Raw genomic sequence first — 26,111 nt, forward strand, 5'->3', positions numbered from 1 at the left:
GCCGTATGATATATGAATTTCTTCAATCAATAATTATTATTTTCGGTGTTTCAGGAATAATAATCTATGTTCTTGGCAAACTTAAAATTCCCTCTATTGTTGGATTTCTGATCGCAGGTACTATTATTGGTCCCTATGGACTTGGTTTAATAAAAGATCCCCATGAAGTTGAACTCATAGCTGAAATAGGTGTTATTTTACTTATGTTTACAATTGGAATTGAGTTTTCAATTCCAAGATTGATTTCTTTAAAAAAGGAAGTTTTTCTATTTGGTAGCCTACAAGTTTTTTTAACAATAGCTGTGATAACTTTTTTAAGTTATTCTCTGTTAGATGTTACTTTAAATAATGCAGTATTTTATGGTTTTATTGTTGCTTTAAGCAGTACAGCTATTGTGATGAAACTTCTTTCTGACAGAGGAGAATTAAACTCACCTTATGGTAAGATTTCTCTTGGAATTCTTCTTTTTCAGGACCTTTGCGTAGTTCCATTAATGCTTTTTACTCAGATGCTTTCAGGTGAAGGTGGAGGATTGTTTAATTTTCTTACTGTTATTTTAAAAGCTTTCCTTATACTTTCCGTTGTTTTTATCTTTTCAAGAATAGCTGTACCTTTTCTACTTCATGAAATTGTAAAAACAAGAAGTAGAGAGCTTTTTATAATTACAACTATTTCTATCTGCCTTGGAACTGCCTTTTTTACATCAAAATTAGGACTTTCTCTTGCACTTGGTGCATTTTTAGCTGGTGTGGTTATTTCTGAATCCGAATATTCAGCTCAAGCTGTATCTGACATCTTACCCTTTAAGGAAACTTTCTCAGGTATATTTTTTATCTCAGTAGGAATGTTATTAAATGTGGATTTTATAAGAACTCATATCTTAGAGGAAGTATTTTTAGTTGGAAGCATTTTCTTTTTTAAAACTTTAATTATTCTCCTTATTGTTTATTTTTTCATGAATTCTCTTAAATTATCTTTATCATCTGCATTAGCGCTTTCTCAGATAGGAGAATTTTCCTTTGTCCTTGCTTTTACTGGCAAATCAGTAGGATTATTAAATGAAGATGCCTATCAAAGCTTTATTTCTGCCTCTGTTATAACAATGCTACTTACTCCTCTGATAATAAGATACTCTCATTCTGTTATTGATTATTTAATTCAGAAAAAGCCTTTCAAACACTTTGAAAAAGCTCGAAAAATAAAAGAAACAGAGATAGTTGTAAGAAAATCTAATCATGTAATAATTGTTGGATATGGGCTTAACGGAAGGAATCTGGCAAAAGTTTTAAAAGAAATCAATATTCCCTATGTTGTTTTAGAACTAAATCCAGATACTGTAAGAAAAATGAAAAAACAGGGTGAGCCTATTTATTATGGAGATGGAACAAGTCCTGAAGTTTTACATAAATTAGGAATTCACAGAGCAAAAGTTTTAGTAATTGCTATATCTGATCCACTGGCAACAAGAAAAATTGTTCAGATTGCAAAAACATTAAATTCAAAAATTCACATAATTGTTAGAACGAGATTTGTAACAGAAATCGAAGAACTTAAGAGAATTGGTGCTAATGAGGTTATTCCAGAGGAGTTTGAGACATCCTTAGAAATTTTTGCAAGGGTATTACACTATTTTGGTACTCCAAGAAATAAGATTCTTCAAATGATAGAAAAGATAAGAGCAGAAGGTTATGAAATATTAACAATGTCTCAAACCCCTAAAACAAGAGCAGGAATTGAATGCGTTATATTTGAAGGACTTGATATGGATAGCTTTTTAGTAGAAAAAGACTCCTGGTTAATTGGACATTCTTTAAAGTCTCTTGATATAAGACACAGAGCAAAAGTTACAGTCATTGCTGTTCAAAGAGGACAAGAGACGATTCTCAATCCTTCTGCTGATTTTATTTTAAAAGAGGGAGATATAATAATTTATGTTGGAAACAAGAAACAATTAGTTGATGCATTGAATTTTTTTCAGAAAAAAGATTAAATCCTGTTTAAATTTTTTATCTTATAAAATTAGTGAATATTTTTGCTTCTTTTTGTGGTTCAATTATTTTGTCTTTCCCATTTTCAAGAAGTTTTAATGTCCATGCCATATTTTTCCCGAGTATTCTCATTATCTGCATTCCTTCTTCGTCTTTTAAAGCTTCTCCGGGATTCATTCCAAAGATTACATTCCAGTAATTAGATGATGGAACAATCATTTCTGTATAATGTAGATAATGCAAAAGCTGGTCAAAAGTTGCTACTCCACCTGAACGTCTATCAGCTACAACAGCTACTCCGACTTTATGCCTAAACAGTCCACCATTAACAGATGCAACAAAAAAGGCTCTATCCAAAAAGCATTTAAAGGTACCAGCTATTCCTGAGAAGTAAACAGGCGAACCTAATATAATACCGTCAGATTCCTTTATTTTTTGAATCCATTCATTTACTTCATCGTTAATCACACATTTTTCATCTCTGTTTTTAGCACATTTATAACAGGCAATACATCCTCTTATTTTTTTATTACCAACTTGAATTATTTCAACTTTTATTTTTTCTTTTTTAAGTTCTTCAGCTACTATTTTAATTGCATGATAAGTATTACCATTTTTCCTCGGACTTCCATTAAAAGCTACCACCTTCATTTTTATCCTCCTGCAATAAACAATAAAATACGGAGAGGGAGGGATTCGAACCCTCGGTGGAGCTTTTAGACCCCACACGCGATTTCCAGTCGCGCCCGTTCGGCCACTCCGGCACCTCTCCAAAAAGATTTTTTATTTTAGCATTTACTCTGTGATATTTTCAAAAAACTTTAGAAGTTTCTCTTCATTTTTTGTTAAAAATGACTCAAGTTCTTCTTTTGTAAGAGGACTACAATCATCGGGATTTTCAGGATTAACCTTTACAAGCATAATTCTTTTTTATTTTTCCTTCAAGCACTGCAACACACATAACAATATCATTTATCAAAAATTCAAGTTCTTCAAATTCCTCAATTTTTTCAGGAATACTTTGACAAGCAAGGGAGCAACTTTTTAAAAAATCAGAATTTTTAATAGTTTCTAATTTAAAGGGTTTTCCGATGAACTTTTTAAATTTTTCCATTTTTAATATAAAAAATATAAAAAGCCGGAGTATAAACTCCGGCTTCAAAATAAATTATCCTTTTTTGTGGCATTCATTACATTTTGTTGGTGCAGCTTTACCACCTTCATTTTCCTTTTTGTGACAGTCTATACAATTCTTATGATAGGCAGTTTCTGCCTTTGGAGCACCATTTTTTGCCTCTGCTATATCATGGCAGGAAATACATTTTGCTACCTTTTCAGCAGGATTTGGGTCTTTGTGATGGCATACTTTACAGTCAATTTTGTAATCTTCAGCATGTTTTTTATGTGTAAACTCTGTAGGTGGAAGCTTAGCTCCTTCCCAGTGAAGCTTGTAGACATCCTGTGGTTGTGCATATACGAAGGAAATAGCAAATAAGAAGCAGGCAACTATTAGAACCATTAACCCTTTTTTAGATTTCAACTTTACTCACCTCCTTTCAATTCAATTTTTTATTATATTATTAATTAATGCTCTTCATGTTCTTCTTCATACCCTGTAAACATGGCTTTTATATGAGCCATTGGAGTGTGTCCCAATGTTGCAAGATAAAAATGAACTAATATAAAAGCAGTAAAAAATATCCATAAACCAGTATGAATTAGTGAAGCTATCTGAATTCCTCCTATTATACTGATTAGGAAGCTAAAAAGTTGAGGATCCCAAAGCATTAGTCCTGTAATAATCTGAAGAGGAATCAATAATACCATAATCATCAAATATGAAATCTGCTGCATTGGATTGAATTTATGTTCAGGGGTTGGATGATGAGGATTTTTGTCTCCAACCATTATTCCGTATCCGTAATATTTTGCCTGTTTAATAGAATTTTTTATAAATTCAACAGGTCTCCAGAAAGGTGGAATATAAATTTTAAATAGTTTACCTGTAAAAAGATAATACACAAGCCATATAAAATAGTTTGCAAGTAATATAAATCCTAACCAGCTGTGAATGTCAACTGCTGTTTCAAAGCTCATTAGTCCCATTGAATCAACAAATCTTATCTGTGCACCTGTTAAGATTAAAATTATAAATCCTATTGCATTTATCCAATGCCAGATTCTTACTGGTAATGGATGAAGATAAATCTTTTTCATTATTTTCCCTCCCTTCTTTTTCTTCTAATTGGTGCAGTTAAAATTCTAAGTGTAATGTGACCTATTGGAATTGCTATTCCAGCTAAAAGTGCAAGGAAGAATAGAGTATCAAGAATTTTAATTTTTGTTAAACCTAAAACATAGAAATCTTTTATATTTGGTATAGCATAGGCTGAATTAAAGGCACTTCTTTCAAGTTCAAACTTAACTGGTTTAGCTCCTTCTCTATTAATTTCCAGTTTACCTGTAAAGGCAACGCCTGAACTATGGCAGGCAGCACAATCTTTAACTGCCTTGGTTTTTACTTCTATTTTATGAGCATCATTTGGATTAGAAACATCAATCCTGCCTGAAAGATTTGCCTTTACTTTCGTTTTAATCATGCTCATAAACTGCCATAATTCCTTTTCCTGAACTTTTCCATCTCCATTAGAATCAATCTTTCCTTTTATTTCTTTAACATCTATTCCTAAAAGTTTCGCAACTTCGCTTTCTGTAAGAGGCTTTTTATTAGCTCTATCAAAGAGCACAACTGATAATGATTTATCTGCATTGGTATGACAGGCTGCACAGGAGGCTGAATTAAAATGAACATCAACAAAGGTTGTAAGTCTTACAGGAGGATTCCATAGCCATTTATTGTGAACAGACTTCGTGTCTTTATGGCATTTTAGACAGGAGTTATTAAGATTTGCAATATTAGTAGCTAATACATCATGAGAATTATGACAGGAAGAACAATTTGGTGCGTCCTTTTTACCCTGAATTAAAGCATTATGATGAATACTTGATTTAAAAGCTTGTCCTTCTTTACCGTGACATTTTACACAAAGTTCATTGCTTGCAATTTTATCTTTTGTAATCAATGTGGTTTTATGATAATCATGGCATTTAATGCAATCAGGTGCTTCTGGAACACCTTTCTTGAATGCTTCTGCATGAATACTTTTGTCATATTTTTTGACCGCATCTTGGTGACAGTTATTGCAAATATCCTTTGCCTTTGCCCTGTAATCCTTTATTGATTCAAAACTTCTTATGGGATGCTGTGTTGTTGAAAATTCTTTGTGACAATCTGTACACTTAAGTTTTTTATGAACTGAATTTATAATATCTGATTCTTTGACTTGCACAGAAAGGGTTTCACCATTTTTCATCTTCATTGATATTGCTCTACTGTGACAGCTAAGGCAGTACTGATTTTCTGGAAGAGCCTTTGCAACCTTTGCAGGCTTTACGCCGTGAAACCCGTGACATTCAATGCATGAGGCTGTTTTTGTCAAAGCATAATGAGCTGGATTTTTCTGGAGTTCCTTATCAGTATGGCATTTTGTACAGATATCAGTCATCTTAGCTCTGTACTCTGCTTTATTTTTAAAATTGTAAATTGGATGTTTTGCCTTTGAAAAATCACTATGGCATACAATACAATGAAATTTACCATGTACAGATTTTTTAATTTCATCTTCGTTGACTTTCAAGGATATTTTTTCATTACTTGGTAGAGTTTTGGTAATATTAAATTTATGACAGGACAAACAATATTCATTAAAGCTTGCTTTATTTTTCCATTCTTTTATTGAACCCATATAGTGGGAACCATGACATTGGGCACATACTATCTCGCCTTTTTTAACAACTATTCCATGGACTTCTGGCTTCATTAAAGTATTTTGTGGGTGACAGTTAAGGCAGTGCTTTGAAAACTCCTTTGTATATACCATTTTGTTAGCAATCTTCTTAGGTCTTGGATGATTTTTAAGTGTAATATCTGGATGGCATGAGGAGCAGTCTAAGGCTCCGTGAACGGATTTTTCATATTTAGCTCCGTCAACATAGAGAGAAAGGGATTGACCATCTTCTAATTTCTTACTCAATGTTTTGACTGAGTGACATTTAAGACAAGATTTAATATCCTGAGATACTGCATCCTTTAAAGGAATAAAATATGACGCTAAGAAACACAATATAACTATTACTGTAATAAAAATTGCCCTCATCCCTCACTCCTTTTTATAGATTTTATAAAAACAGTTGCAACATTATAACACAAACAATGAAATAGAGGGATATAAAAATTTTTTAAGGAATTAATTAATGCTTTTTATAGAATAGAGGGTCTTCGCAGATTTTTTTAAGGCAGTATTTTAAAGTTTGTTCAATTTGTTTGGCAATTTCTTCATTAAATCCAACAAAAGCTTTATCACCGATAAATGTTACAGGCACTCCTGAGGGACTTATTCCGTAAGACTGTGACATTGTAAATAGAAGTTGCCTTGGTGCCTGATTATGCCATACTTCATAATCTTTTATTTGTAATTTTGGATATTTCTTTTTTAGAGAGTTAAGAAATTCCTTTTCCTTTTCACAGTGAGGACAGCCCTCACCCCAGAAAAAATAAAGTATTATAGATTTATTTTCTGCAAAAGCAAAATTGGTAGAAAGAAAGGCAAAAATTAATAAAGCAGTCATAAATAAAGTAAATCTGCTAAGTTTAATCATAGAAAAATATAACACTTCTGTGTTAAATTAATCAAATAAAACTAGAGTTAATGCTTGAGGAGAGGGTGTTTTTAGATTTTAGAGATAGTTTTGATTTCTCTTACTGTTGTCATTCGCTGGATTTAATACTTTGTAGTGCTGTTCCTCTCTCTGTCACCCTGAGGCAAAGCCGAAGGGTCTAAATTCTTATATAAAATTAAAATAAGGAGGGGATTCTTCGGCACTTTGTGCCTCAGAATGACATAGAAGGGATGCTCTAAAATAACAGAAAATAATAGCAAAATTACATAAAAAGAGGTTTATAAATACAAAGAAAGGAAGTAAAAAAGACAAAAATGCAAAAGAATATTTTTAAATGTAGTCAGGACATACCAATATTACTCAAAAGACAGCACAGATTCCATTACTACTTTGGATATTTGGATAAAATAAAAATAAATAAGGGGGATTGATGGGTAAAATTGATAAATGGAATGATAGGGTTTGGAATTTTTTTGCTTCTGTTGACCTTGCTGTTGCTTTATTTATAATTATTTCTATTGGTGCTGCCATTGGAACGGTTATTCCGCAAAGTATCGAACCTGAGCCTGTTATTAAATTTTTTTCAAAGTTTATGTCTATTTCTTCTGCCCATAAAGCTTATGAAATAGTTAGTCTTTTTGACCTTAATAATCTTTATCACAGCTGGTGGTTTACATTTTTGCTTTTCATGTTTGCATTAAATTTAATAGTATGCTCAATTGACAGGCTCCCCTCTCTTTTAAAATCTTTTAAAACATCCCCTAAGCCTTATCCATTAGAAATTTTGGAGAAGATGCCGATAAAAAGCACTATAGAGATTAATAACGATAAAATACTTGAAAAAGTAAAAGAAGTCTTTAAAAAGAAAGGATTTTTAATCCATCTTTTTGAGACCAAAGATGGTGTTCAAATTCAGGCAAGAAAAAGGAGTAAAACAAGACTGGCAGTTTATCTTACCCACTTAAGCATCCTTATTATTCTTGCTGGAGCTTTAATAGGAATTTTCTTCGGATTCAGAGGTTCAATGAATATAGTTGAAGGAACTGGACTAAATTTTGCAATTTCTGATGAAGGTAAAGCCATTCCACTTGGTTTTGAGGTTAGATGTGATAAATTTGAAGTAGAATATTATGAAAATTCTGGGGTACCGAAGGCTTATAGAAGTTATTTAAAAATTATTGAAAATGGTCAACCTGTCAAAGAAAACATTGTCATTGAAGTAAATCATCCCTTTACATATAAAGGAATTACATTTTATCAAGCAAGTTATGGATTTCAACCAACAGAACATGCTGAGTTTAGATTTACCTATTTTGATAAAAAAGGTAAAGAACACAATATTAGTGCCCATTTTGAGGAGAAATTCAAAATTCCTGAAACCTCTGTAAATGCCTTTGTTATAGATTTTTCTCCTGCTTTAGGAGTTGATGAAGCAGGAAGACTTTTTAACATGAGCACTGATATGATAAATCCTGCTGTACTTGTGGTTTTTGAAGAAAAGGGAAAACAAACTCAACAATGGATACTTTCAAAAATTCCTGAAACATGGGAGACTCCCTATGGTAGATTAAGATTTAACGAGCTTTGGGGAGCTCAATTTACAGGACTACAGGTAAGGCAAGACCCAGGAGTTCCTCTTATATATATTGGCTCAATTTTAATGTGTGTAGGACTTTTCATATGTCTATTTTTAAGACCCCTAAATTACTTTGTGATAGTAAGCAAAAATAAAATAACCTTTTATAGCCCTACATCAAAGGGAATGATTGAAAAACAGATAGATGAAATAATAAAAGAAACGAAAGGAGATAAAGCATGAGCTATCAAATAATTTCTATTGCAGGACTTCTTTATATTATTGCAATGCCGATTTATATTGTTTATATGCTTACAAAAAATAAAAAATTAGGTTTTGCTGCTACAGGAATGATTTTTTCTGGTGCTTTAATTCATATTTACGGATTTATTCAGAGATTTAAAGAAATGTATTCAATAAATCACTCATTTATGAGAAGTATTCCAATCACAAATCTCTATGAGAGTCTTGTTTTCTTTGTTTTGTGCATTGTTTTAGGCTATCTATTTATTGAATGGAAATATAAAAACAAAACCTTCGGAGTTTTTGTCTCTATTATTGCCGGAATAACCATAGGAATTACTGATTTGCTTGGAATTACTAAGGAAGTACAACCCCTTGTTCCTGCTTTAAAAAGCAATTGGTTACTTGCCCATGTTACACTGAGTTTTATAGCCTATGCTGCTTTTGCAATAAGTTTTATCACTGCCCTTATTCATATAATAATGGGCACAGAAAATAAAAAATCTTTTAAATATATTTTTTCAACTTCAGCTTTGGGTTTTATGTTTTTTATGTTTGTTTCGGTAATACTTGATGTTGTCACATCCTCAAATCCCAAATCAGTCAAAATTTTTCATTCAACTTTAGGGAATCCATCTATTGGAATATCTCTTTTTAGTTGGTTAGCCCTTTTTGGCACAATTTTTCTTTTCTGGGGACTGAGCAATCGTATTATAAAAATCTTTGAAAACTTCAAAATTACTCCTCAATTCCTTGAAGATGTTACTTACAAAGCAATAGCCTTTGGTTTTCCTATTTTTACGATAGGAGGATTGGTTTTTGGCGCAATATGGGCAGATCAGGCATGGGGTAGATACTGGGGTTGGGACCCAAAGGAAACATGGTCATTGATAACATGGTTTGTTTATGCCTTTTACCTTCATGCTAAATTTATAAAAGGATGGAAAGGCACGAAAACCTCTATGATAGCAGTAATTGGCTTTCTTGTAACAATGTTTACCTATCTTGGAGTTAATTTATTCTTAAGTGGACTTCACTCATACGGAAGCATGTAATTTATGATTATACTCGGTATTGATACATCCTGTGATGATACATCTGTAGCAGTTTTAGAGAATAGAAAAATTTTAAGCAATATTGTATCTTCCCAGATTAAGTTTCACAGTAAATATGGTGGAATAGTGCCTGAGATAGCTTCCCGCAAACATATTGAATGGATTTGGAATGTCACAGATAAAGCCTTAGAAGAAGCAAATGTTACCATAAAAGATATTGAGTTAATAGCAGTTTGTAATGGTCCTGGTCTTATTGGATCATTATTAGTAGGATTATGTTTTGCCAAGGCTTTAAGTTATGCTTCAGAAAAACCTATTATCGGAGTAAATCATCTCGAGGGACACATTCAGGCAGTTTTTCTTGAAGAAAAATATCCAGATTTTCCTTTTTTATGCTTAATTGTTTCAGGCGGTCATACAAGTCTTTACAGAGTTGATGATTTTGGAAAATATAAAGAACTTGGAAGAACCCGTGACGATGCAGCTGGAGAAGCCTATGATAAAGTAGCAAAAATGCTTGGACTTGGATATCCTGGTGGACCTGTAATTGATTTTTTAGCAAAGGATGGTAACCCAGAGAAATTCAATCTACCAAGACCCTATTTGCATGGAAGTCTGGATTTCAGTTTCAGTGGTTTAAAAACAGCTGTAAAAGTTCTTCTAAAAGATCTCAATTATAAAGAAGGAAATGTTTCAGAGGAAATAAAAAAAGATATCGCTGCTTCTTTTCAAGATTCAGTTATAGATGTGTTGATTGAAAAAATAAAATGGGCTTTAGACTCAGAAAAAATAGATAGAGTTGTAATTACTGGTGGTGTTGCTGCAAATAGCGAACTAAGGAAAAGGGCTGGAATGCTTAAACAAGAAGGTTTGGAGATTTTTCTTCCATCAAAGGCTTTATGTACTGACAATGCAGCCATGATAGCAATAGCAGGTTATCATAGATTTTTAAGGGGTGAAAGATCGGATTTGTATCTTAATGCCAAGGCATATATGCCTTTATAAACTGTCACACCAGAATCTTGCATTTTGAAAAAGTTTAATCCATGGTGAAGCCTTTAATTTTTTCCATTCCTCAGGCACCCATGCCCATTGCCACAGTAAAAAGGTTCTTTCAGGATGAGGCATCATTGCTAAGTGGCGACCATCTTCAGTGCATAAAGCAGTAATTCCTAATGGTGAACCATTTGGATTGAAAGGGTAGGTTTCTGTGATATTCCCATCATCATCGACATAACGAAGTGGTGCAAGATTTTTTTCAATTACCTTATCAAGTATTGCTTTATCAGGGAAATAGGCTCTTCCTTCTCCATGAGCTATCCATATTCCTAAGACTGATCCTTCCATCCCTTGAAGCATAATTGATGGTGAAGGTAAAATTTTTACTGTTGCAAAACGGGATTCAAATCTTCCTGATTTATTCCATATAAATCGAGGTTGCATAATCTGCTCAATTCCATACCATGGAATCCATCCAAGAAGTGCCATAAGCTGACATCCATTACAAACACCAAGACTGAATGTATCAGATCGCATATAAAATTCTTCAAACTCTTTTTTAAGGTGGGAAAATTTGATACAGCCTGCCCATCCTTTAGCAGAATCAAGTACATCGGCAAAACTAAATCCTCCAACAAAGGCAATCCCTTTAAATTTTTTAAGTGAAATTTTTTTATCTATCAAATCTTGCATGCATATATCCCAGGGTTCAAATCCTACAGAATAAAAGGCTGCTGCCATCTCTCTGTCTCCATTACTTCCTTCTTCCCGAATTATCGCAACAGCTGGTTTTGCCTTTTTTCTAAGGATTATTGTTGGTGTTTTATCTGGGATGAAGCTCAAGTTGTACTTTGGTGAAACCCTTGCATAAATTACTCTTTTTTCTTCCTGCACACATTCAGGATTTGCCTGTAGAAGGTCAATTCTATAACTTGTCTCTTCCCAGAGGTCTCTTAATTTTGTCATTGGTTCATCAAGAACAATTTTATTTCCATGTTCAATAATGATTCTGTCTTCTTGTAAAGTTTTTGCAATTTCGTAATAGGGTATGTTGTTTTCATTGAGTATTTCTTTTACTTTCTTAACTTTTTTTATATCAACTTCTATGGCAAGACCTGGTTCTTCATTGAAAAGTTCGGAAACAAGGAAGAGATTCTTCGCCTTCGGCTCAGAATGACAAAGAGGGAGCTCAGAATGACTTTCCTTCATTTTTATTAATAAACCAGAACTACCTGAAAAAGCCATCTCAAGCAAAGTTACAATAAGTCCTCCATCTGAACGGTCATGTCCAGAAAGTATGAGATTTTGATCAATTAAAGATTGAACGACTTTGAAAGTTCTTTTTAGAAGTTCAGGGTCTTCTAAGTCTGGACAGTCATTTCCTAGTTGCCCGAAACATTGAGCTAAAGCAGTTCCTCCAAGTCTTTTTTTTCCATTACTTAAATCAATAAAAAGAATCAGGCTTTCACCGGGAGCTTTTATATCGGGGGTAATTACTTTATTTATGTCAGGACAGGGAGCATAGGCTGATATTACAAGTGTTCCAGGAGATTTTACTACTTCAACTCCTTCTTGTTTTTTTACTTTTGCAGCCATTGAAAGGGAGTCTTTCCCTCCATCAATTGCTATCCCAAGCTTTATCATTAACTCTGCCATTGCTTGAGCTGCTCTGTAAAGACGTACACCCTCTCCAGGAAGTTTTGCTGCCCACATCCAGTTTGCAGAGCATTTTATATCTTCAATATCCGTTATTTTTGCCCATACTATGTTTGTAAGTGCTTCAGTTACTGAAAGTCTTGCCATTGCCTCAGGATTTATAAGTCCCTTTATTGGTTGTTCACCAATTGCATGGGCAATTCCTGTTTTATCAAAATAACTTTGAGCAACAACACATACATCAGAGACAGTAAGTTGAACAGGACCTGCACATTGTTGTCTAACAATCAATCCTGTAACTGATCGGTCTACTTTATTTGTTAAAAATCTTTTTGACCCAACTGACAGAAGTCTTAGAACTCTATCAAGGGCTTCATGAATTGTCAAATTTGTTGGAAGATTAAGAGGCTCAAGTTTTCTTTCTATTGTTTGCAATTGAAATTCTTTTTTTGGAATCTCTCCTAGGACATCTTTAAGGTTAAAGTTTACAGCAATCTGATCATCTTTACTGTCATAGACAATAAGTTTTCCATCTCCTGTTACTTCTCCAATAATAGACCATGGAAGCCTTTCTCTTTCACAGAGGTTTTTAAAAAGAGAAACACTTTCTTTTTTTATTAACAGCGCATCATTTTCCTGATATTCAGCACCCCAAATCTCAAGAACTGATAGAGTTTCATCTCCTAATATTACCTTTCTTATATCAATTTTTGCTCCTTCAGGATAGACAAGCTCTTTGACTACATTACAGTTTCCCCCAGCACCCTGATCATGAATGCTTACAATAGGGTTTTTACTTCCAAGTTCAACGCAGGCACGGACAACTCTGTTAAGTTTATTTTCCATTTCAGCATCTCCTCGTTGAACAGCATTGAAATCAAGCTCCTCAGCCAATTCTCCTGAGACAACTGAAGAAGCAGCACCCCCTCCCATTCCAATTCTGTATGCAGGACCACCAATTTTTACAACATACATTCCTTTCTGAGGAGGTTCTTTTTCTGTATGAATTGAATTTATCTGACCAATGCCACCTGTAAACATTATTGGTTTTACCCATTCAATTCTTTCTCCATCATTAAATCTCATTCCAAAGGAGCGGGTAAATCCTGCTATTATTGGCTCACCAAATTTATTTCCATAATCTGAAGCACCATTGCTCGCCTCTATTTCAATTTGAAGGGGTTTTGCAAGATTCCCTGGATAATTAAATGATTTATCTTCCCATGGAAGTTCATATTGTGGAATTTGCAGATTTCCTACACAGTATGCAGCAGTTCCTGCAATTGTTAAAGCACCTTTGCCAGTGGCATGGACATCGCGAATTCTTCCTCCTGTTCCTGTTTCAGCTCCTGGAAAGGGTGCTACACCTGTTGGAAAATTATGTGTTTCTGCAGTAAAAATGAGATGATAAAGATTTTTTTCTATCTTAAACTTAGAAGGATTACCGGATTTTTCAGGTTTTAGATAACTTATTTTTGCACCATAGATAGCACTTGAGTTGTCTTTGAAAGCTATAACAGAGTTTCTGGGATTTCTTTTTAGAGGTTCTTTTACTATGTCAAAAAGCGAACGCTTTACTGGTTTTCCATCAATAATAAGAATTCCTCTGAAAAACCAGTGTCTTGAATGTTCACTGTTTGACTGAGCAAGGTCAAAACATTCTACATCTGTAGGATTCCTCTTCAATCTATCTCTGAAAAGGGTAAGATAAAAATCAATATCCCATTCATCCCATCCAAGACCAAGCTCATTATTTATTTTTTCTAAAGCTTCTTTTCCTTCTTCAAGGACAGGTATTATTTTTACAGGCTGTGGTTTTATGCCATGGGAGAAATCTTTTAAAGGCTCTAAATAGAGGCATTCGGTCATTCTGTCATGAATCATGTTTAGGAAGATATTTTTGGGAAATTCTTTGATTTCAGGGCTTAATTTATATCTGCGAGAGCGTTCTATTCTTTGGATTTTTTTTATTCCAATGCTGTGGCAGACAGATACAGCACAGGTTGACCAGGCAGTGGAAAAATTAAGTCGTGGTCCTACCTCAAATATCATTCCATTGTTTGAACTTAAGAAACTTTTTTCTGAAAAATTTTCTGGTTCAAAGGTTTCTGATAAAAGCCATCTTAGAACATTTAATTCATTTTCTGATAATTTTGCATCTGTCTGTATATAGTAACAAAACTCTGTTTCAATCTGTTTGATTTCATCTGAAATTTCAGAATGTAAACGTTTTAAAAGTAGATGGGTTTTATATTCTGAAAGTGCTGATTTTCTATAAAATCTTATTATCACTCTTTTTTTCCTTTATTATTAATTTGCTTTCCGCTTCTGCTACCAGAGAACCATCTAATTTTTTTATCCAGGCTTTTGCTTCAATCAGCTTTGATTTTTTATGCTCTGCCTTAGCTTCTATAAATATTTTTTCGTGAGGTGCTACTGAATTTTTAAATCTAACTTTTAATTCTGCTGTAACTGTATTGAATCCAAGAGAATTTCCAGCATAAACACATGCTTCATCAAGCAGGGCTGATATAATTCCTCCATGAATTATTCCGCTCCAGCCCTGGTATTCATCAGAAAGAGTTAATTCTGAAAAGGACATGCCTTGTCCATGATTGAATACAGCTTTTATACCTTTCGGATTCCTACTGCCACATACAAAACAGTAATCCTCAGTTTTCATCATTTATTCATCATTTCAAGAAATTCTTTATTTGATTTTGTTCCCTTAAGTTTGCTTAATAAAAACTCCATTGCTTCAATAGGGCTAAGAGTACTTAAAACTTTTCTTAAAATCCATACCTTGTTTAGAACATCAGGTGGTACAAGTAATTCTTCTTTTCTTGTACCAGAAGCCCCAATATCAATGCTTGGGAATATTCTTTTGTCAGCAAGTTTTCTATCTAAATGAACTTCCATATTGCCAGTTCCTTTAAATTCTTCAAAAATAACATCATCCATTCTACTTCCTGTTTCAACAAGGGCTGTAGCAATTACTGTTAGAGAACCGCCTTCTTCAATATTTCTTGCTGTTCCGAAAAATCTTTTAGGTTTCTGAAGTGCCGTTGCTTCTAATCCACCAGAAAGTACCTTTCCGCTTGCAGGTGTTATAGCATTGTAAGCCCTTGCAAGTCTTGTTAAACTGTCAAGTAATATTACAACATCTTGACCTTCCTCTACAAGTCTTTTTGCCCTCTCAATAACCATTTCTGAAACCTGACAATGCCTGTTAGCAGGCTCATCAAAGGTGGAACTAATTATTTCTGCACCTGTAACCTGTCTTTTCCAATCAGTTACTTCTTCTGGTCTTTCATCAATTAGTAGGATAATTAAATATATCTCAGGATGATTCTTTTTTATTGCCTTTGCAATTGATTGAAGAAGCATTGTTTTGCCTGTTCTTGGAGCAGCAACTATAAGACCACGCTGACCTTTTCCAACAGGAGTAAGTAAATCCATCACTCTTGTAGAATAATCTGTTGGATTGTATTCAAGATTAATTTTTTCAGTAGGATAATAGGGAGTTAAGTTATCAAAAAGAGGTCTTGTAATGCTTTCTTCAACTTGTTTTCCATTAATTGTTTCAACTTTAAGAAGAGCAAAGTATCTTTCATTTTCCTTAGGAGGCCTTATTTGCCCTGTAATCAGGTCTCCTGTTCTCAGTCCAAATTTTCTTATCTGAGATGGTGAAACATAAATATCATCAGGACTTGGCAGGTAACTGTAATCAGGACTTCTTAAAAAGCCAAATCCTTCTGGAAGAATTTCAAGGACTCCTGAACCATAGACAGTTCCTATCTTTTCAATCTGACTCTGAAGGATTGCAAAAATGAGATCCTGTTTTTTAAGCGAGGTGGCATTTTCAATGTTTAAAGTACTTGCCATCTCCATTAGTTCTGGAATTTTTTTTTGTTTTAACTCAGAAATAGAAATTGGAATAGTATTGTTATCCATTATATTACCCCGATTATTGATTTTTTAAGGATTTTTTTCACTTTTTAAATATATCTAACCCTTCCGAGGAGGGTAAGTAGTTGATAAATTAAGCATACAAAATCTATAAAATTTTGTCAATATTTTTTTTTACCCTGAAATTGCCGATAGAAATTTCAAAGAGTGATTTTTTGACTCTAAGAGCATCGCATTTTTAGGGGTGGTTTTATCTAAAATTTCTCATTTACTTATCTTTTAACTCCATTTTTTACCAAGATAATACCTTAAGCCCCTCTGAATTTCCCTGTCTTCTTAGCCAATCACCAACTGTGGATGGGTAAGCATTATTTTTCTACAAACTCTTTTGTGACCTTTGAGGGATTTTGTTCCTCAAACTCCCTTTAGATAAAAAATAAAGAATTTATCTTTTGGGGATACAAAGGGGTTTTGCCTCCTTGAGAACTTCAGAATAAACTGCTAAAACTGCTCTTGCTGTTATCTAATCTTTTGTGGAGGATATGTTGAATGAAAATATTTTTTGTTTTATTATATTTACGAGACTTCTTTTTCGAGGTTTTATTCCACCCTTAAAATTAAAATCCATAAAAGAAGGCTTACTTTTTATATTCTCATCGGTAATCTCAGGAAACAATATTTCTTTAGAGAAATTATTTTTGAGGAACGTCGACAGGTTGCATTAGAGTGGATAAAATTTTTAAAATATAACTGTTGCGCCTGTAGCTCAGTCGGATAGAGCAACTGCCTTCTAAGCAGTGGGCCGGGGGTTCGAATCCCTCCAGGCGCGTTGGCGGATGTAGCTCAAAGGTTAGAGCACTGGACTGTGGCTCCAGGTGCTGCGGGTTCGAGTCCCGTCATCCGCCCCAATTATACTGATAAAAAAAGACTTCTTGAACGAAAGACAGCCTTTCTTTAATCAGCAATTTTATAAAAGAATTTTGATTTATTTGATAAAGAGGTCATTTTTCAAGTATAATTAATTCTTATGCATCAGGAAGTAAGAAATAGAATTATAAGTTGTTTAAAAAAATTTAATCTTGATACATCAATAAATGTTGAGCTTGAAACACCAAAAAACGAATCCTTTGGTGATTTAAGTACTCCTCTTGCAATGGAACTTGCCAGAGTTTTAAAGAAGCCTCCAATAAAAATAGCAGAAGAGATTAAAGCCGACCTTGAAAAGGATATTTTTGATAGTATCGAAATAGCCAAGCCTGGATTTATAAACTTTAAATTTAAAAGAGAGTTTGTAATCTCAAAACTTCATGAATTATTAAATAAAGGCAATGAATTTTTTGCTCAAAATATTGGAAAGGGTAAAAAAATTCAAATTGAATTTGTTAGTGCTAATCCAACAGGACCTTTGCATCTTGGCCATGGAAGAGGAGCAGCAGTTGGACAGGCTTTAGCTAATATCTTAAAAGAGGCAGGATTTGATGTATCAACAGAATATTATATAAATGACGCTGGACGACAGGTTGAACTTTTAGGATTAAGTGTATATATTGCTCTTCAGAAAATATTCGGCAAAGATACACCTATGCCAGATGATTGTTATAAAGGGGAATACATCAATGAGCTTGCAAAAGAAATATATGATTCTTATGGTGAACAGTTAAAAGAAAAAAACTTCGATGAAGTAGGAGATTTTCTGATAGATTTTGCCTATAAAAAAATTCTTGCAGAAATTCAAAGGGATCTTGAAGATTTTGGTGTTATTTTTGATAAATGGGTAAGCGAAAGAAAACTCTTTCACACAGGAGAAGTTCAAAGGACGCTAATTAAACTTAAAGAACTTGGTTTTATTTATGAAAAAGATGGTGCTTTATGGTTTCGTTCAACAGCTTTCGGAGATGAAAAAGATAGAGTTGTTGTAAAAAGTGATGGTACTTATACATATTTTGCCTCTGATATTGCTTATCATAAAAATAAAATTGAAAGAGGCTTTAATGAGTTAATAAATATATGGGGAGCAGATCATCATGGTTACATAAAAAGAGTAACTGCCGCAGTTCAGGCTTTGGGGATGAATCCATCACAAATAAAAATTTTGCTAATCCAGATGGTAAATTTGCTTAGAGATGGCATACCTGTACAGATGTCAAAAAGAGCCGGAACTTTTGTGACATTAAGAGAACTTATTGATGAAATAGGTGCGGATACTACTAAATTCATCTTTCTTACCCGAAGACATGATAGCCATTTAGAGTTTGATGTGGAAATAGCTAAAAAACAGTCGCAGGAAAATCCTGTTTATTATGTGCAATATGCCCATGCAAGGATAAATAGTATTTTTGAGAAAGCTAATTATGAGCCTAAAAATTTTAACGGTGAACTTTTTAATGAAGATGAATTAAAACTTATTAAAAAAGTGCTAACATATCCAATGATTTTTGAATTGGCTGTGAATCTAAGAGAACCTCACAGAATAACTTTTTATTTACAGGAACTTGCAGGCGAATTTCATTCCTATTATCATAAATTTAGAGTAATAACAGAAGACAAAGATTTAACTGATGCAAGGCTTTCTTTATGTAAGGCAGTAATGTTTGTGCTTAAGCACGGATTAAAAATGTTAGGAGTTAAAGCTCCTGATAAGATGTAGTAGGAATTCGACCAAATTTTATAGCGTCGACAACTTTAACAACTTTTACAATTTCTTTAACATCGTGAACTCTCACAATATTAGCTCCATTTATAACTGATACCGCTACAGCTGCCATTGTGCCTTCAAGTCTTTGCTCTGCAGGAGCATTATCTAAAATTTTTCCAATAAAGCTTTTTCTTGAGACACCTATAAGAATTGGCTTGCCAAGATTGGCAAATTCTTTGAGATTTTTTATTATTAATAAATTGTGTTCTGGTTTTTTACCAAATCCTATTCCAGGGTCAATGATAATATTGTTTTCTTTAACCCCTGCATTTTTTGCAATTACTATTGAGTTTCTTAAATACTCTATAATTTCTGGTATAAGGGCATCATATACAGGATTTATTTGCATATTTTTTGGAGTTCCCTTTATGTGCATTATAACAACAGGTGTATCGTATTTAGATGCTATATAGGGCATTTGAGGGTCAAATCTAAGTCCGCTTATATCATTAATAATTGTAGCTCCTGCATTTATTGCTTCTTCAGCTACTTTTGCTTTATAGGTGTCAATAGATATTGGAATATTGATTTTTTTTGAAAGATTCTCTATAACAGGTATTACTCGTTTTAATTCTTCATCTACTGATAATGGTTCAGCACCGGGACGAGTTGATTCTCCTCCTATATCAATGATATCTGCTCCTTCTTCAGCAAGCTGTAATCCTCTTTCTACTGCTTTCTTAAAATTAATATATTTGCCACCGTCAAAAAAAGAATCTGGAGTTACATTCAGAATTCCCATAATATAAGTTTTTTTTGAAAAATCAAGGAGAAAATTTCGAAAACTGATTTTCATGCAGCTACTTTTGCTTCTAAGATTATCTGGTCTATTTCATTTGCTTCAAGAGTTTCTCTTTCTAAAAGAGCTTTGGCAATAGCATCAAGGAGATTTCTGTTTTTTTCGAGTAAGTCCTTGGTTTGATGATAGGCTTCTGTTACAATTCTTTTTGTTTCCTCATCAATTTCTTCTGCTGTTTTATCTGAGTAATCCCTGTGTTTAGCAATTTCTCTTCCTAAAAACACATGTTCTTCTCTTTTGCCAAAGGTAAGCGGACCCATTCTCTCGCTCATACCCCATTCTGTTACCATTTTTCTTGCAAGTTCTGTAGCTCTTTCAAGGTCATTGCCTGCTCCTGTTGTCATTGTTTGGAGAGCAATTTCTTCAGCAACTCTTCCACCAAGAAGTACTTTTAGGGTTCCATAAAGATAATCTTTTGAATAGGTATATCTGTCATCAAGGGGAAGCTGTTGAGTAACACCAAGGGCTCTACCTCTTGGAATAATACTTACTTTGTGGATAGGATCTGTAGATGGTGTAAGTTTTGCAACAAGAGCATGTCCAGCCTCGTGATAGGCTGTAATTTTTCTTTCTTCTTCACTTAAGACCATACTTTTTCTTTCAACTCCCATTAAAACCTTGTCCTTTGCAGATTCAAAATCATTCATGTGCACTTTTTCACTATTTCTTCTTGCTGCTAAAAGCGCTGCTTCATTGACAAGATTTGACAGATCTGCTCCTGAAAAACCAGGAGTTCCTCTTGCAATTTTTTCAAGGTCTACATCATCGCCTAATGGAACTTTTTTAGTATGTACTTTGAGTATTTCAAGCCTACCTTTTACATCTGGTAAAGGCACAACAATTTGACGGTCAAATCTTCCAGGTCTTAGTAATGCGGGGTCTAAAACATCAGGTCTATTTGTGGCTGCAAGCACTATAATACCTTCATTGCTTTCAAAACCATCCATTTCAACAAGTAACTGATTTAGTGTTTGTTCTCTTTCATCGTGTCCACCTCCTAATCCAGCACCTCTTTGTCTTCCAACAGCATCAATTTCATCGATAAAGATTATACAGGGAGCATTTTTCTTCGCCTGTTCAAAGAGGTCTCTGACTCTGCTCGCACCAACACCAACAAACATTTCAACAAAATCTGAACCGGATATAGAGAAAAAGGGAACACCTGCTTCTCCTGCAATTGCTTTTGCAAGAAGGGTTTTACCTGTTCCAGGAGGACCAACTAATAAAATACCTTTAGGAATTTTAGCACCAATTTTTGTATATTTCTGAGGATTTGTAAGAAAATCAACAACTTCTTTTACTTCTTCCTTTACTTCTTCAATCCCTGCAACATCTGCAAAGGTTACTTTTATAGATTTATTGGAAACCATTCTTGCTCTTGCTTTACCAAAGGACATGGCGCGAGAACTCCCTGCTTGCATTTGTTTCATAAACATAATCCAAAGAAAGATAAGGAAAATAATAGGTCCCCATGAAATAAGAAAATTCACATACCATGGAGTCTGCTCTGGTGGTTTGACTGAAAATTTTACGCCTTGGGTAGAAAGTTCTTTTACAAGGTCTGGATAATTGATATAGTAGGTTTTAAATTGGGTTCCGTCTTTAAGTTTTCCTGTAATAGAACTATCTTTAATTTGGGCTTCTTCAACCTGATTATTTTGAAGCTTTATTAAAAATTCTGAGAATATTATTTCTTTTTCAGATTTTTGGGGCACACTAAAAAGATTAAAGAGTGCAATGATAGATACACCTATAACAAGCCAAATTAATAGAGTTTTTAAGGTTCCCTTTGTCTGTCCATTCATAAAGTCATTTTACCTTAAAATTGATATAATTGTAAAATGAAATAAAATTAGGGGGTGTAAAGATGAAAATTCTCAAGGAAGAATTTTATCGACTGCTTCATCCTAAGGTAGTATTTCTTCTTACATCTATTGGAAAAGACGGTAGAGAAAATGTTATGTCCTGTGCTTGGGCATCTCCTGCTTCAGAGGAACCACCGATGGTTATTGTTTTTGTATCAAAGGAGCATTATACAGCAGAATTAATTCTGGAAACAGGAGAGTTTGCAATTAACATCCCAACAAAAAAAATGGAGAAGACAATTTGGATTTGTGGTAGCAAGACTGGTAGAAAAGTTGATAAATTTAAAGAAGCAGGGCTTAAGAAAATAAAAGCTCAAAAAATATCTGCTCCTTTGATAGATGGTTGTGCAGGATTTATTGAATGCAAATTAGTTCAGACAATAGATGCAGGTGAGTGCTATGGTTTTCTATCAGAGGTTCTTTTGAGTACAGTGAATGAAGAATTATTTAAGAATGGAATGTGGGTTGAAAATACTATTCCGATGCATTTAGGAGGAAAAAAATTAGTGTATTTTTCAGATGAAAAAAAAGATAAACATATTTTAAAATAGGGCTATGCTTAGATTTCTTACTGGAGGGGAGTCTCATGGTAAATGTCTTATAGGTATAATTGAGGGGATGCCTGCAGGTTTGTCTATTTCTAAAGATGATATCGACATTGACCTCAAAAGAAGACAAGGTGGATATGGTCGGGGTGGAAGAATGAAAATAGAATCTGATGAAGTGGAGATTCTTTCAGGAATAAGATGGGGTAAAACTATCGGTTCACCCATAGCTTTATCTATTAAAAATAGAGATTGGAATAACTGGGAAAAGGCAATGAATCCTGACAGCCAATTTGAAGATTCCATCGCACCAGTTACAAAGCCAAGACCAGGTCATGCAGATTTAGCAGGATTTTTAAAATATGGACATTCTGATATAAGAAATGTACTTGAACGTTCTTCAGCAAGAGAAACTGCTATAAGGGTTGCAATAGGAGCTTTAGCAAAAAAATTTTTAAAAGAATTTAATATTTTCATTGGAAGTTTTGTATGTGGAATTGGTTCTGTAAATTTAGACCTCGAAATTTCCCAACTAAAAAAAGAAGATCTCTTAGAACTTCATAAAAAGGCTGAATCTTCAAAGGTTAGATGCCCTTCCATCCAAATTGAAAATAAAATGATAGAACTAATTGATGAAGCAATAAAGAATGGCAATAGCCTTGGTGGAAGATTTGTAGTTTTTGCAGTTGGTGTTCCACCAGGTCTTGGCAGTTATGTTCATTGGGATAGAAAGCTTGATGGCATTATAGCTCAAGCATTTATGAGCATTCAAGCAATAAAGGCAGTAGAAATAGGCGATGGAGTTGATATTTCAAAAAAATTTGGCTCTGAAGTTATGGATGAGATTTTTTATGACGGGTTTTTTTATAGAAAGACAAATCACATGGGTGGAATAGAAGGTGGCATGAGTAATGGTATGCCAATCGTTATCAAAGCTACAATGAAGCCTATTCCAACATTAAGAAAACCTTTGAAATCAATAGATGTTTTTACAAAAGAGAGGGTTGATGCAGCCTATGAAAGGTCTGATATATGCGCAGTTGCTGCTGCGAGTGTAATCGGAGAAGCAGTCCTTGCATGGTCTTTAGCTCAGACTTTTTTAGAAAAGTTCGGTGGAGATAACATAGAAGATGTTAGAAAAAACTACGAATTTTATCTCAATAGAATAGGGATAAAATGAAGAAATACTGTTTGTTATTATTTATATTTTTGTTGATGATTAGTCTGCCATCTTCAATTTTATCTGAATTTCCTGCTTTAAACTATCTTATAGAAGGTAAAAGAGCATTAGATTCAGGAAATTTTTCAATTGCTGAAAAAAATTTTACAAAAGTATTACCTGAATTAAAAGAAATTGGAGACTATATTCTCTTTTGGCGAGCAAAAAGTTATATTGGACTTGGGCAATATAATGAAGCACTTATGGATTTATCTGAAATTAAAAGAAATTATTCATCCTCTCCAATTTTAAAAGATGTAAGAAAAGAGGAAATAAAAATTTTTAGTAAATTAAATAGCGCCGATATCGAAATGCTTTATCAAACATATATAAATGATTATTCTGAAGATTTAGCAGTAAAGTTTGAGTTTGCTCAGTATTTAAAAGAAAAGGGAAATACTGAAAAGTCAAAAAAGTTATTTAAAGAGATATTTTTGACATCCTCATCTTTTGCTGATAAAGCTGAAAAAGAACTGTCAAAGGAGGACATAACTATAAATGATTTAATAAGAAAAGCAAAGGCATTAAACAATGCCTATATGTTTAAAGAGTCTGAAAAATATCTCAAAGAGGCTTTATCAAGATTAAAGAATCAAAAAAATGAGGAAATTCTATCAATCCTTGGTTATAGCCTTTTTATGCAAAAAAGATACAGTGAAAGTGCAGAAATTTTTAAAAAAATTGGAGACAACTACTGGCGAGGCAGATCACTCCTTAGAGCAAGAGATTTTTTTACCTTTGAAAAAGAGATGAAAGAGTATATTAACTCTGCAGACCAGAGAATTGGTGACTTATTAATAAACTATTCAAATATTATAAGAAGAACAGGCGACACAGAAAAAGCAGTTAATTTATTAAAAAGAGTCGTTGATTTATATCCTTCATCTAAGGAAGAGGCAATGTGGTATTTAGGATGGACTTACTATAGAGCAGGTCAATATGATGAAGCAAAGAAGATTTTCAAAGAACTCTATTCATCCTATGGGAAACTTAAGTATATTTATTGGTTAGAGAAAGCTAATGAAGGAAAAGGAGTTTTTGCAACAAAACAATACTCCCTGTCCTTTCAGCCTGGAGATATTTATTCATACCTTTTGTTTTTAAAAGGTAAGGTAACATATATACCAGAACCATTATCTCTTAATGATAGCAATAAAAATCTTCCTTTAAGAGTTGAATTACTTTCAAAGGCAGGCTTTAAAGAAGAGGCTTTAAGAGAATTAAAAAATTTGATAAAAAATAATAAAGATAATGAAAACATTCCTTTTTACAGCAGAATACTTTATAATCTGGGAGATTATGCTACTTCTGTAAGACTTATATCAAGATTCCCTCATAGATTTAATTATCAAGATCTTTTATATCCCCAATCATATAGAGAAATTGTAAATAAAGTTTCTAAAAGATTCGAGATTGATCCAACTCTTATTTTTGCAATTATGAGAGAAGAGTCAAGATTTGACAGATTTGCTATATCATCTGCAGGAGCTATTGGACTTATGCAACTAATGCCTGATACAGCAAAAAGAGAGGGTAAAAGAATAGGGTTAAACATTCAGCAGGCACAAGAACTTTTTGATCCAGAGAAAAATATTACCATAGGAACTTATTATTTAAAAAAACTAATTGAAGAATTTGGAGATATAGCTTTTGCTGTTGCTGCTTACAATGCAGGAGAAAATGTGGTTTCTTTATGGATTAAAAATAATGATTATAATAGCATAGACGAATTTATAGAGGATATTCCATATGGCGAAACACGTGCATATGTACAGAGGGTTTTAGTTTCATATTTTGAATATCAAAGAATAAATAAAACTATTTCGACCGAAAAAATTTCTCAAATAATAAAAATTAGAGGAGGAAAAGATGATTGATCAAAAAATTCAATCCGCTATTGATAAGATCAAAATGCTTAAAGCAGAAAAGGAAGAACTTCAAAAACGAATTACAAGTCTTGAAGAGATTATTAGGACCAAAAATCAGGAAATAGAAAATTTGCACTCAGAGAGAGAAATAATAAAAAAACAAATTGAAGAATTGTTAAAAGAACTCGATCTGGAGTCAAATGTATAAAACTGAAGTTTACATTTTAGGGCAAAAATATACTATAAAAGGAGAAAAACCTCCTGAATATGTGGAAAGTTTAGCTGCCTATGTGGATGAAAAACTTAGAAAAGTTTATGAGCAAAATCCAAATCTTACACCTTTAAGGGCGGCTATACTTGCCTGTTTTTATGTTGCCGATGAGCTTGAAGAAACCAAAAAGATTCTTGAAGAGACAAAAAAAAAGCTAAGCAATCTCGAAACTAAAACAAATGAGTTGCTCAGTTTACTTGATTAAACTTTATAAAATCAAAGATGATAAGAAAAGAAAATTTTTTAAGGAAAATAGAGTAAAAAATAAAAAATTAAAGATATTTACTAAAAATCACTATAAAAAAGCCATATATCTTCAAATTTAAGTTTGCTTATATTTATTAAATCAGGTTATATTAGCACTCGATAACATTAGTTGCTAACAAAATAAAAATAAAGAAGGAGGGAGGATATGAAGATTAAACCTTTAAAAGACAGAGTTGTAGTTAAGTATTCCTCAGAGGAGCTTGAAAAGACACCAGGAGGAATTTATGTCCCGGATGTTGCGAAGGAAAAACCACAAAAAGGAACAGTTATTGAGATTGGCTCAGAAGTTAAAGAGGTAAAAGTTGGAGACACTGTATTATTTGACAAGTATGCTGGTTCAAAAATTAAAGTCGATGATGTTGAATATCTAATTATTAAAGAAGAGGAAATATTAGGAATTGTAGAAAAATAAAAA

General features: G+C 33.3%; 23 protein-coding genes and 3 tRNA genes. 13 read left to right on the forward strand and 13 right to left on the reverse strand.

From position 1 onward, the window contains the following. The first annotated feature begins 5 nt into the window (after positions 1-5). Complete coding sequence (locus tag QI155_RS01745) at positions 6-1,991, forward strand: cation:proton antiporter (RefSeq protein WP_068861554.1); 1,986 nt, start codon at positions 6-8, stop codon at positions 1,989-1,991. A gap of 16 nt (positions 1,992-2,007) precedes the next feature. On the opposite strand, the gene QI155_RS01750 is transcribed toward QI155_RS01745, so the two are convergent. The 8 genes from QI155_RS01750 to QI155_RS01785 all read right to left on the reverse strand — a co-directional run bounded on the left by QI155_RS01750 (position 2,008) and on the right by QI155_RS01785 (position 6,708). Next, positions 2,008-2,640: a flavodoxin family protein gene (locus tag QI155_RS01750; RefSeq protein WP_068861555.1), complete on the reverse strand. Its 633-nt coding sequence runs from the start codon at positions 2,638-2,640 to the stop codon at positions 2,008-2,010. A 30-nt stretch (positions 2,641-2,670) separates the two neighbouring features. Further along, a tRNA-Ser gene (locus QI155_RS01755) sits at positions 2,671-2,761 on the reverse strand. Between the two features lie 23 nt (positions 2,762-2,784). Continuing rightward, positions 2,785-2,910 carry a hypothetical protein gene (locus QI155_RS01760; RefSeq protein ID WP_281320982.1) on the reverse strand — a complete coding sequence of 42 codons (126 nt, stop codon included), beginning with the start codon at positions 2,908-2,910 and terminating at the stop codon, positions 2,785-2,787. Continuing rightward, positions 2,894-3,103 (reverse strand): hypothetical protein, encoded by a 210-nt coding sequence (locus QI155_RS01765; RefSeq protein WP_281320983.1) that lies wholly within the window; start codon positions 3,101-3,103, stop codon positions 2,894-2,896. Before QI155_RS01765 ends, QI155_RS01760 begins: the two co-directional genes overlap by 17 nt. A gap of 54 nt (positions 3,104-3,157) precedes the next feature. Next, on the reverse strand, positions 3,158-3,529 hold the full coding sequence (locus tag QI155_RS01770) for a cytochrome c3 family protein (RefSeq protein WP_068861557.1): 372 nt from the start codon (positions 3,527-3,529) through the stop codon (positions 3,158-3,160). A 44-nt stretch (positions 3,530-3,573) separates the two neighbouring features. Next, the gene (locus tag QI155_RS01775) at positions 3,574-4,206 is read right to left on the reverse strand and encodes a cytochrome b/b6 domain-containing protein (RefSeq protein ID WP_068861558.1); all 633 of its coding nucleotides are present in this window, start codon (positions 4,204-4,206) and stop codon (positions 3,574-3,576) included. Continuing rightward, a complete protein-coding gene (locus tag QI155_RS01780; protein ID WP_281320984.1) occupies positions 4,206-6,206 on the reverse strand; it encodes a cytochrome c3 family protein in 2,001 nt (666 codons plus the stop codon). Before QI155_RS01780 ends, QI155_RS01775 begins: the two co-directional genes overlap by 1 nt. Before the next feature lie 94 nt (positions 6,207-6,300). Then, entirely contained in the window at positions 6,301-6,708 is a 408-nt protein-coding gene (locus QI155_RS01785) for a hypothetical protein (protein ID WP_068861548.1), read from the reverse strand. 451 nt (positions 6,709-7,159) lie between these two features. Between QI155_RS01785 and QI155_RS01790 the strand changes: the two genes are divergently transcribed. Genes QI155_RS01790 through tsaD form a run of 3 tightly spaced genes read left to right on the forward strand, consistent with a single transcriptional unit; the run spans position 7,160 to position 10,608 of the window. Continuing rightward, positions 7,160-8,548 (forward strand): cytochrome c biogenesis protein ResB, encoded by a 1,389-nt coding sequence (locus tag QI155_RS01790; RefSeq protein ID WP_068861547.1) that lies wholly within the window; start codon positions 7,160-7,162, stop codon positions 8,546-8,548. Next, positions 8,545-9,603, forward strand: a complete 1,059-nt coding sequence (ccsB, locus tag QI155_RS01795) for a c-type cytochrome biogenesis protein CcsB (RefSeq protein ID WP_068861546.1) — start codon at positions 8,545-8,547, stop codon at positions 9,601-9,603. The genes QI155_RS01790 and ccsB overlap by 4 nt, the downstream gene beginning before the upstream one ends. A 3-nt stretch (positions 9,604-9,606) precedes the next feature. Then, positions 9,607-10,608, forward strand: a complete 1,002-nt coding sequence (gene tsaD / locus QI155_RS01800; protein WP_068861545.1) for a tRNA (adenosine(37)-N6)-threonylcarbamoyltransferase complex transferase subunit TsaD — start codon at positions 9,607-9,609, stop codon at positions 10,606-10,608. Here the strand turns inward: tsaD and purL are convergent. From purL to rho, 3 genes are read right to left on the reverse strand one after another with little or no spacing between them, the layout of a single operon-like run. Then, complete coding sequence (purL, locus tag QI155_RS01805) at positions 10,603-14,550, reverse strand: phosphoribosylformylglycinamidine synthase (RefSeq protein WP_281320985.1); 3,948 nt, start codon at positions 14,548-14,550, stop codon at positions 10,603-10,605. The genes tsaD and purL overlap by 6 nt on opposite strands. Beyond that, a complete protein-coding gene (locus QI155_RS01810; RefSeq protein ID WP_068861048.1) occupies positions 14,531-14,944 on the reverse strand; it encodes a PaaI family thioesterase in 414 nt (137 codons plus the stop codon). Before QI155_RS01810 ends, purL begins: the two co-directional genes overlap by 20 nt. Beyond that, positions 14,941-16,191, reverse strand: a complete 1,251-nt coding sequence (gene rho / locus QI155_RS01815) for a transcription termination factor Rho (RefSeq protein WP_068861056.1) — start codon at positions 16,189-16,191, stop codon at positions 14,941-14,943. The genes QI155_RS01810 and rho overlap by 4 nt, the downstream gene beginning before the upstream one ends. A 731-nt stretch (positions 16,192-16,922) precedes the next feature. Between rho and QI155_RS01820 the strand changes: the two genes are divergently transcribed. From QI155_RS01820 to argS, 3 genes are all read left to right on the forward strand, one after another. After that, a tRNA-Arg gene (locus QI155_RS01820) sits at positions 16,923-16,996 on the forward strand. A gap of 3 nt (positions 16,997-16,999) precedes the next feature. Continuing rightward, positions 17,000-17,075: transfer RNA gene (locus QI155_RS01825), tRNA-His, on the forward strand. 119 nt (positions 17,076-17,194) lie between these two features. Then, positions 17,195-18,814 (forward strand): arginine--tRNA ligase, encoded by a 1,620-nt coding sequence (gene argS / locus QI155_RS01830; protein ID WP_068861046.1) that lies wholly within the window; start codon positions 17,195-17,197, stop codon positions 18,812-18,814. Here the strand turns inward: argS and folP are convergent. Both folP and ftsH read right to left on the reverse strand, forming a co-directional pair. Then, complete coding sequence (gene folP / locus QI155_RS01835; protein ID WP_068861044.1) at positions 18,792-19,658, reverse strand: dihydropteroate synthase; 867 nt, start codon at positions 19,656-19,658, stop codon at positions 18,792-18,794. The two genes, argS and folP, sit on opposite strands and share 23 nt — an antisense overlap. Further along, positions 19,655-21,466, reverse strand: a complete 1,812-nt coding sequence (gene ftsH / locus QI155_RS01840; RefSeq protein ID WP_068861042.1) for an ATP-dependent zinc metalloprotease FtsH — start codon at positions 21,464-21,466, stop codon at positions 19,655-19,657. Before ftsH ends, folP begins: the two co-directional genes overlap by 4 nt. 62 nt (positions 21,467-21,528) lie before the next feature. On the opposite strand from ftsH, the gene QI155_RS01845 reads away from it, so the two are divergent. The 6 genes from QI155_RS01845 to QI155_RS01870 all read left to right on the forward strand — a co-directional run bounded on the left by QI155_RS01845 (position 21,529) and on the right by QI155_RS01870 (position 26,108). Further along, positions 21,529-22,077, forward strand: coding sequence for a flavin reductase family protein (locus QI155_RS01845; protein ID WP_281320986.1), 549 nt, complete (start codon positions 21,529-21,531; stop codon positions 22,075-22,077). A 4-nt stretch (positions 22,078-22,081) separates the two neighbouring features. Then, positions 22,082-23,251: a chorismate synthase gene (gene aroC, locus QI155_RS01850; RefSeq protein WP_068861038.1), complete on the forward strand. Its 1,170-nt coding sequence runs from the start codon at positions 22,082-22,084 to the stop codon at positions 23,249-23,251. Next, positions 23,248-25,167: a transglycosylase SLT domain-containing protein gene (locus tag QI155_RS01855; protein ID WP_083200129.1), complete on the forward strand. Its 1,920-nt coding sequence runs from the start codon at positions 23,248-23,250 to the stop codon at positions 25,165-25,167. Before aroC ends, QI155_RS01855 begins: the two co-directional genes overlap by 4 nt. Next, positions 25,160-25,366, forward strand: a complete 207-nt coding sequence (gene zapB, locus QI155_RS01860; RefSeq protein ID WP_068861034.1) for a cell division protein ZapB — start codon at positions 25,160-25,162, stop codon at positions 25,364-25,366. The genes QI155_RS01855 and zapB overlap by 8 nt, the downstream gene beginning before the upstream one ends. Continuing rightward, positions 25,359-25,634 (forward strand): cell division protein ZapA, encoded by a 276-nt coding sequence (locus QI155_RS01865; RefSeq protein ID WP_068861032.1) that lies wholly within the window; start codon positions 25,359-25,361, stop codon positions 25,632-25,634. Before zapB ends, QI155_RS01865 begins: the two co-directional genes overlap by 8 nt. A gap of 207 nt (positions 25,635-25,841) precedes the next feature. Beyond that, the gene (locus QI155_RS01870; RefSeq protein ID WP_068861030.1) at positions 25,842-26,108 is read left to right on the forward strand and encodes a co-chaperone GroES; all 267 of its coding nucleotides are present in this window, start codon (positions 25,842-25,844) and stop codon (positions 26,106-26,108) included. Positions 26,109-26,111 lie beyond the last annotated feature (3 nt).

The organism is Thermodesulfovibrio sp. 1176, assembly GCF_029946585.1.
Taxonomy (GTDB): Bacteria; Nitrospirota; Thermodesulfovibrionia; order Thermodesulfovibrionales; family Thermodesulfovibrionaceae; genus Thermodesulfovibrio.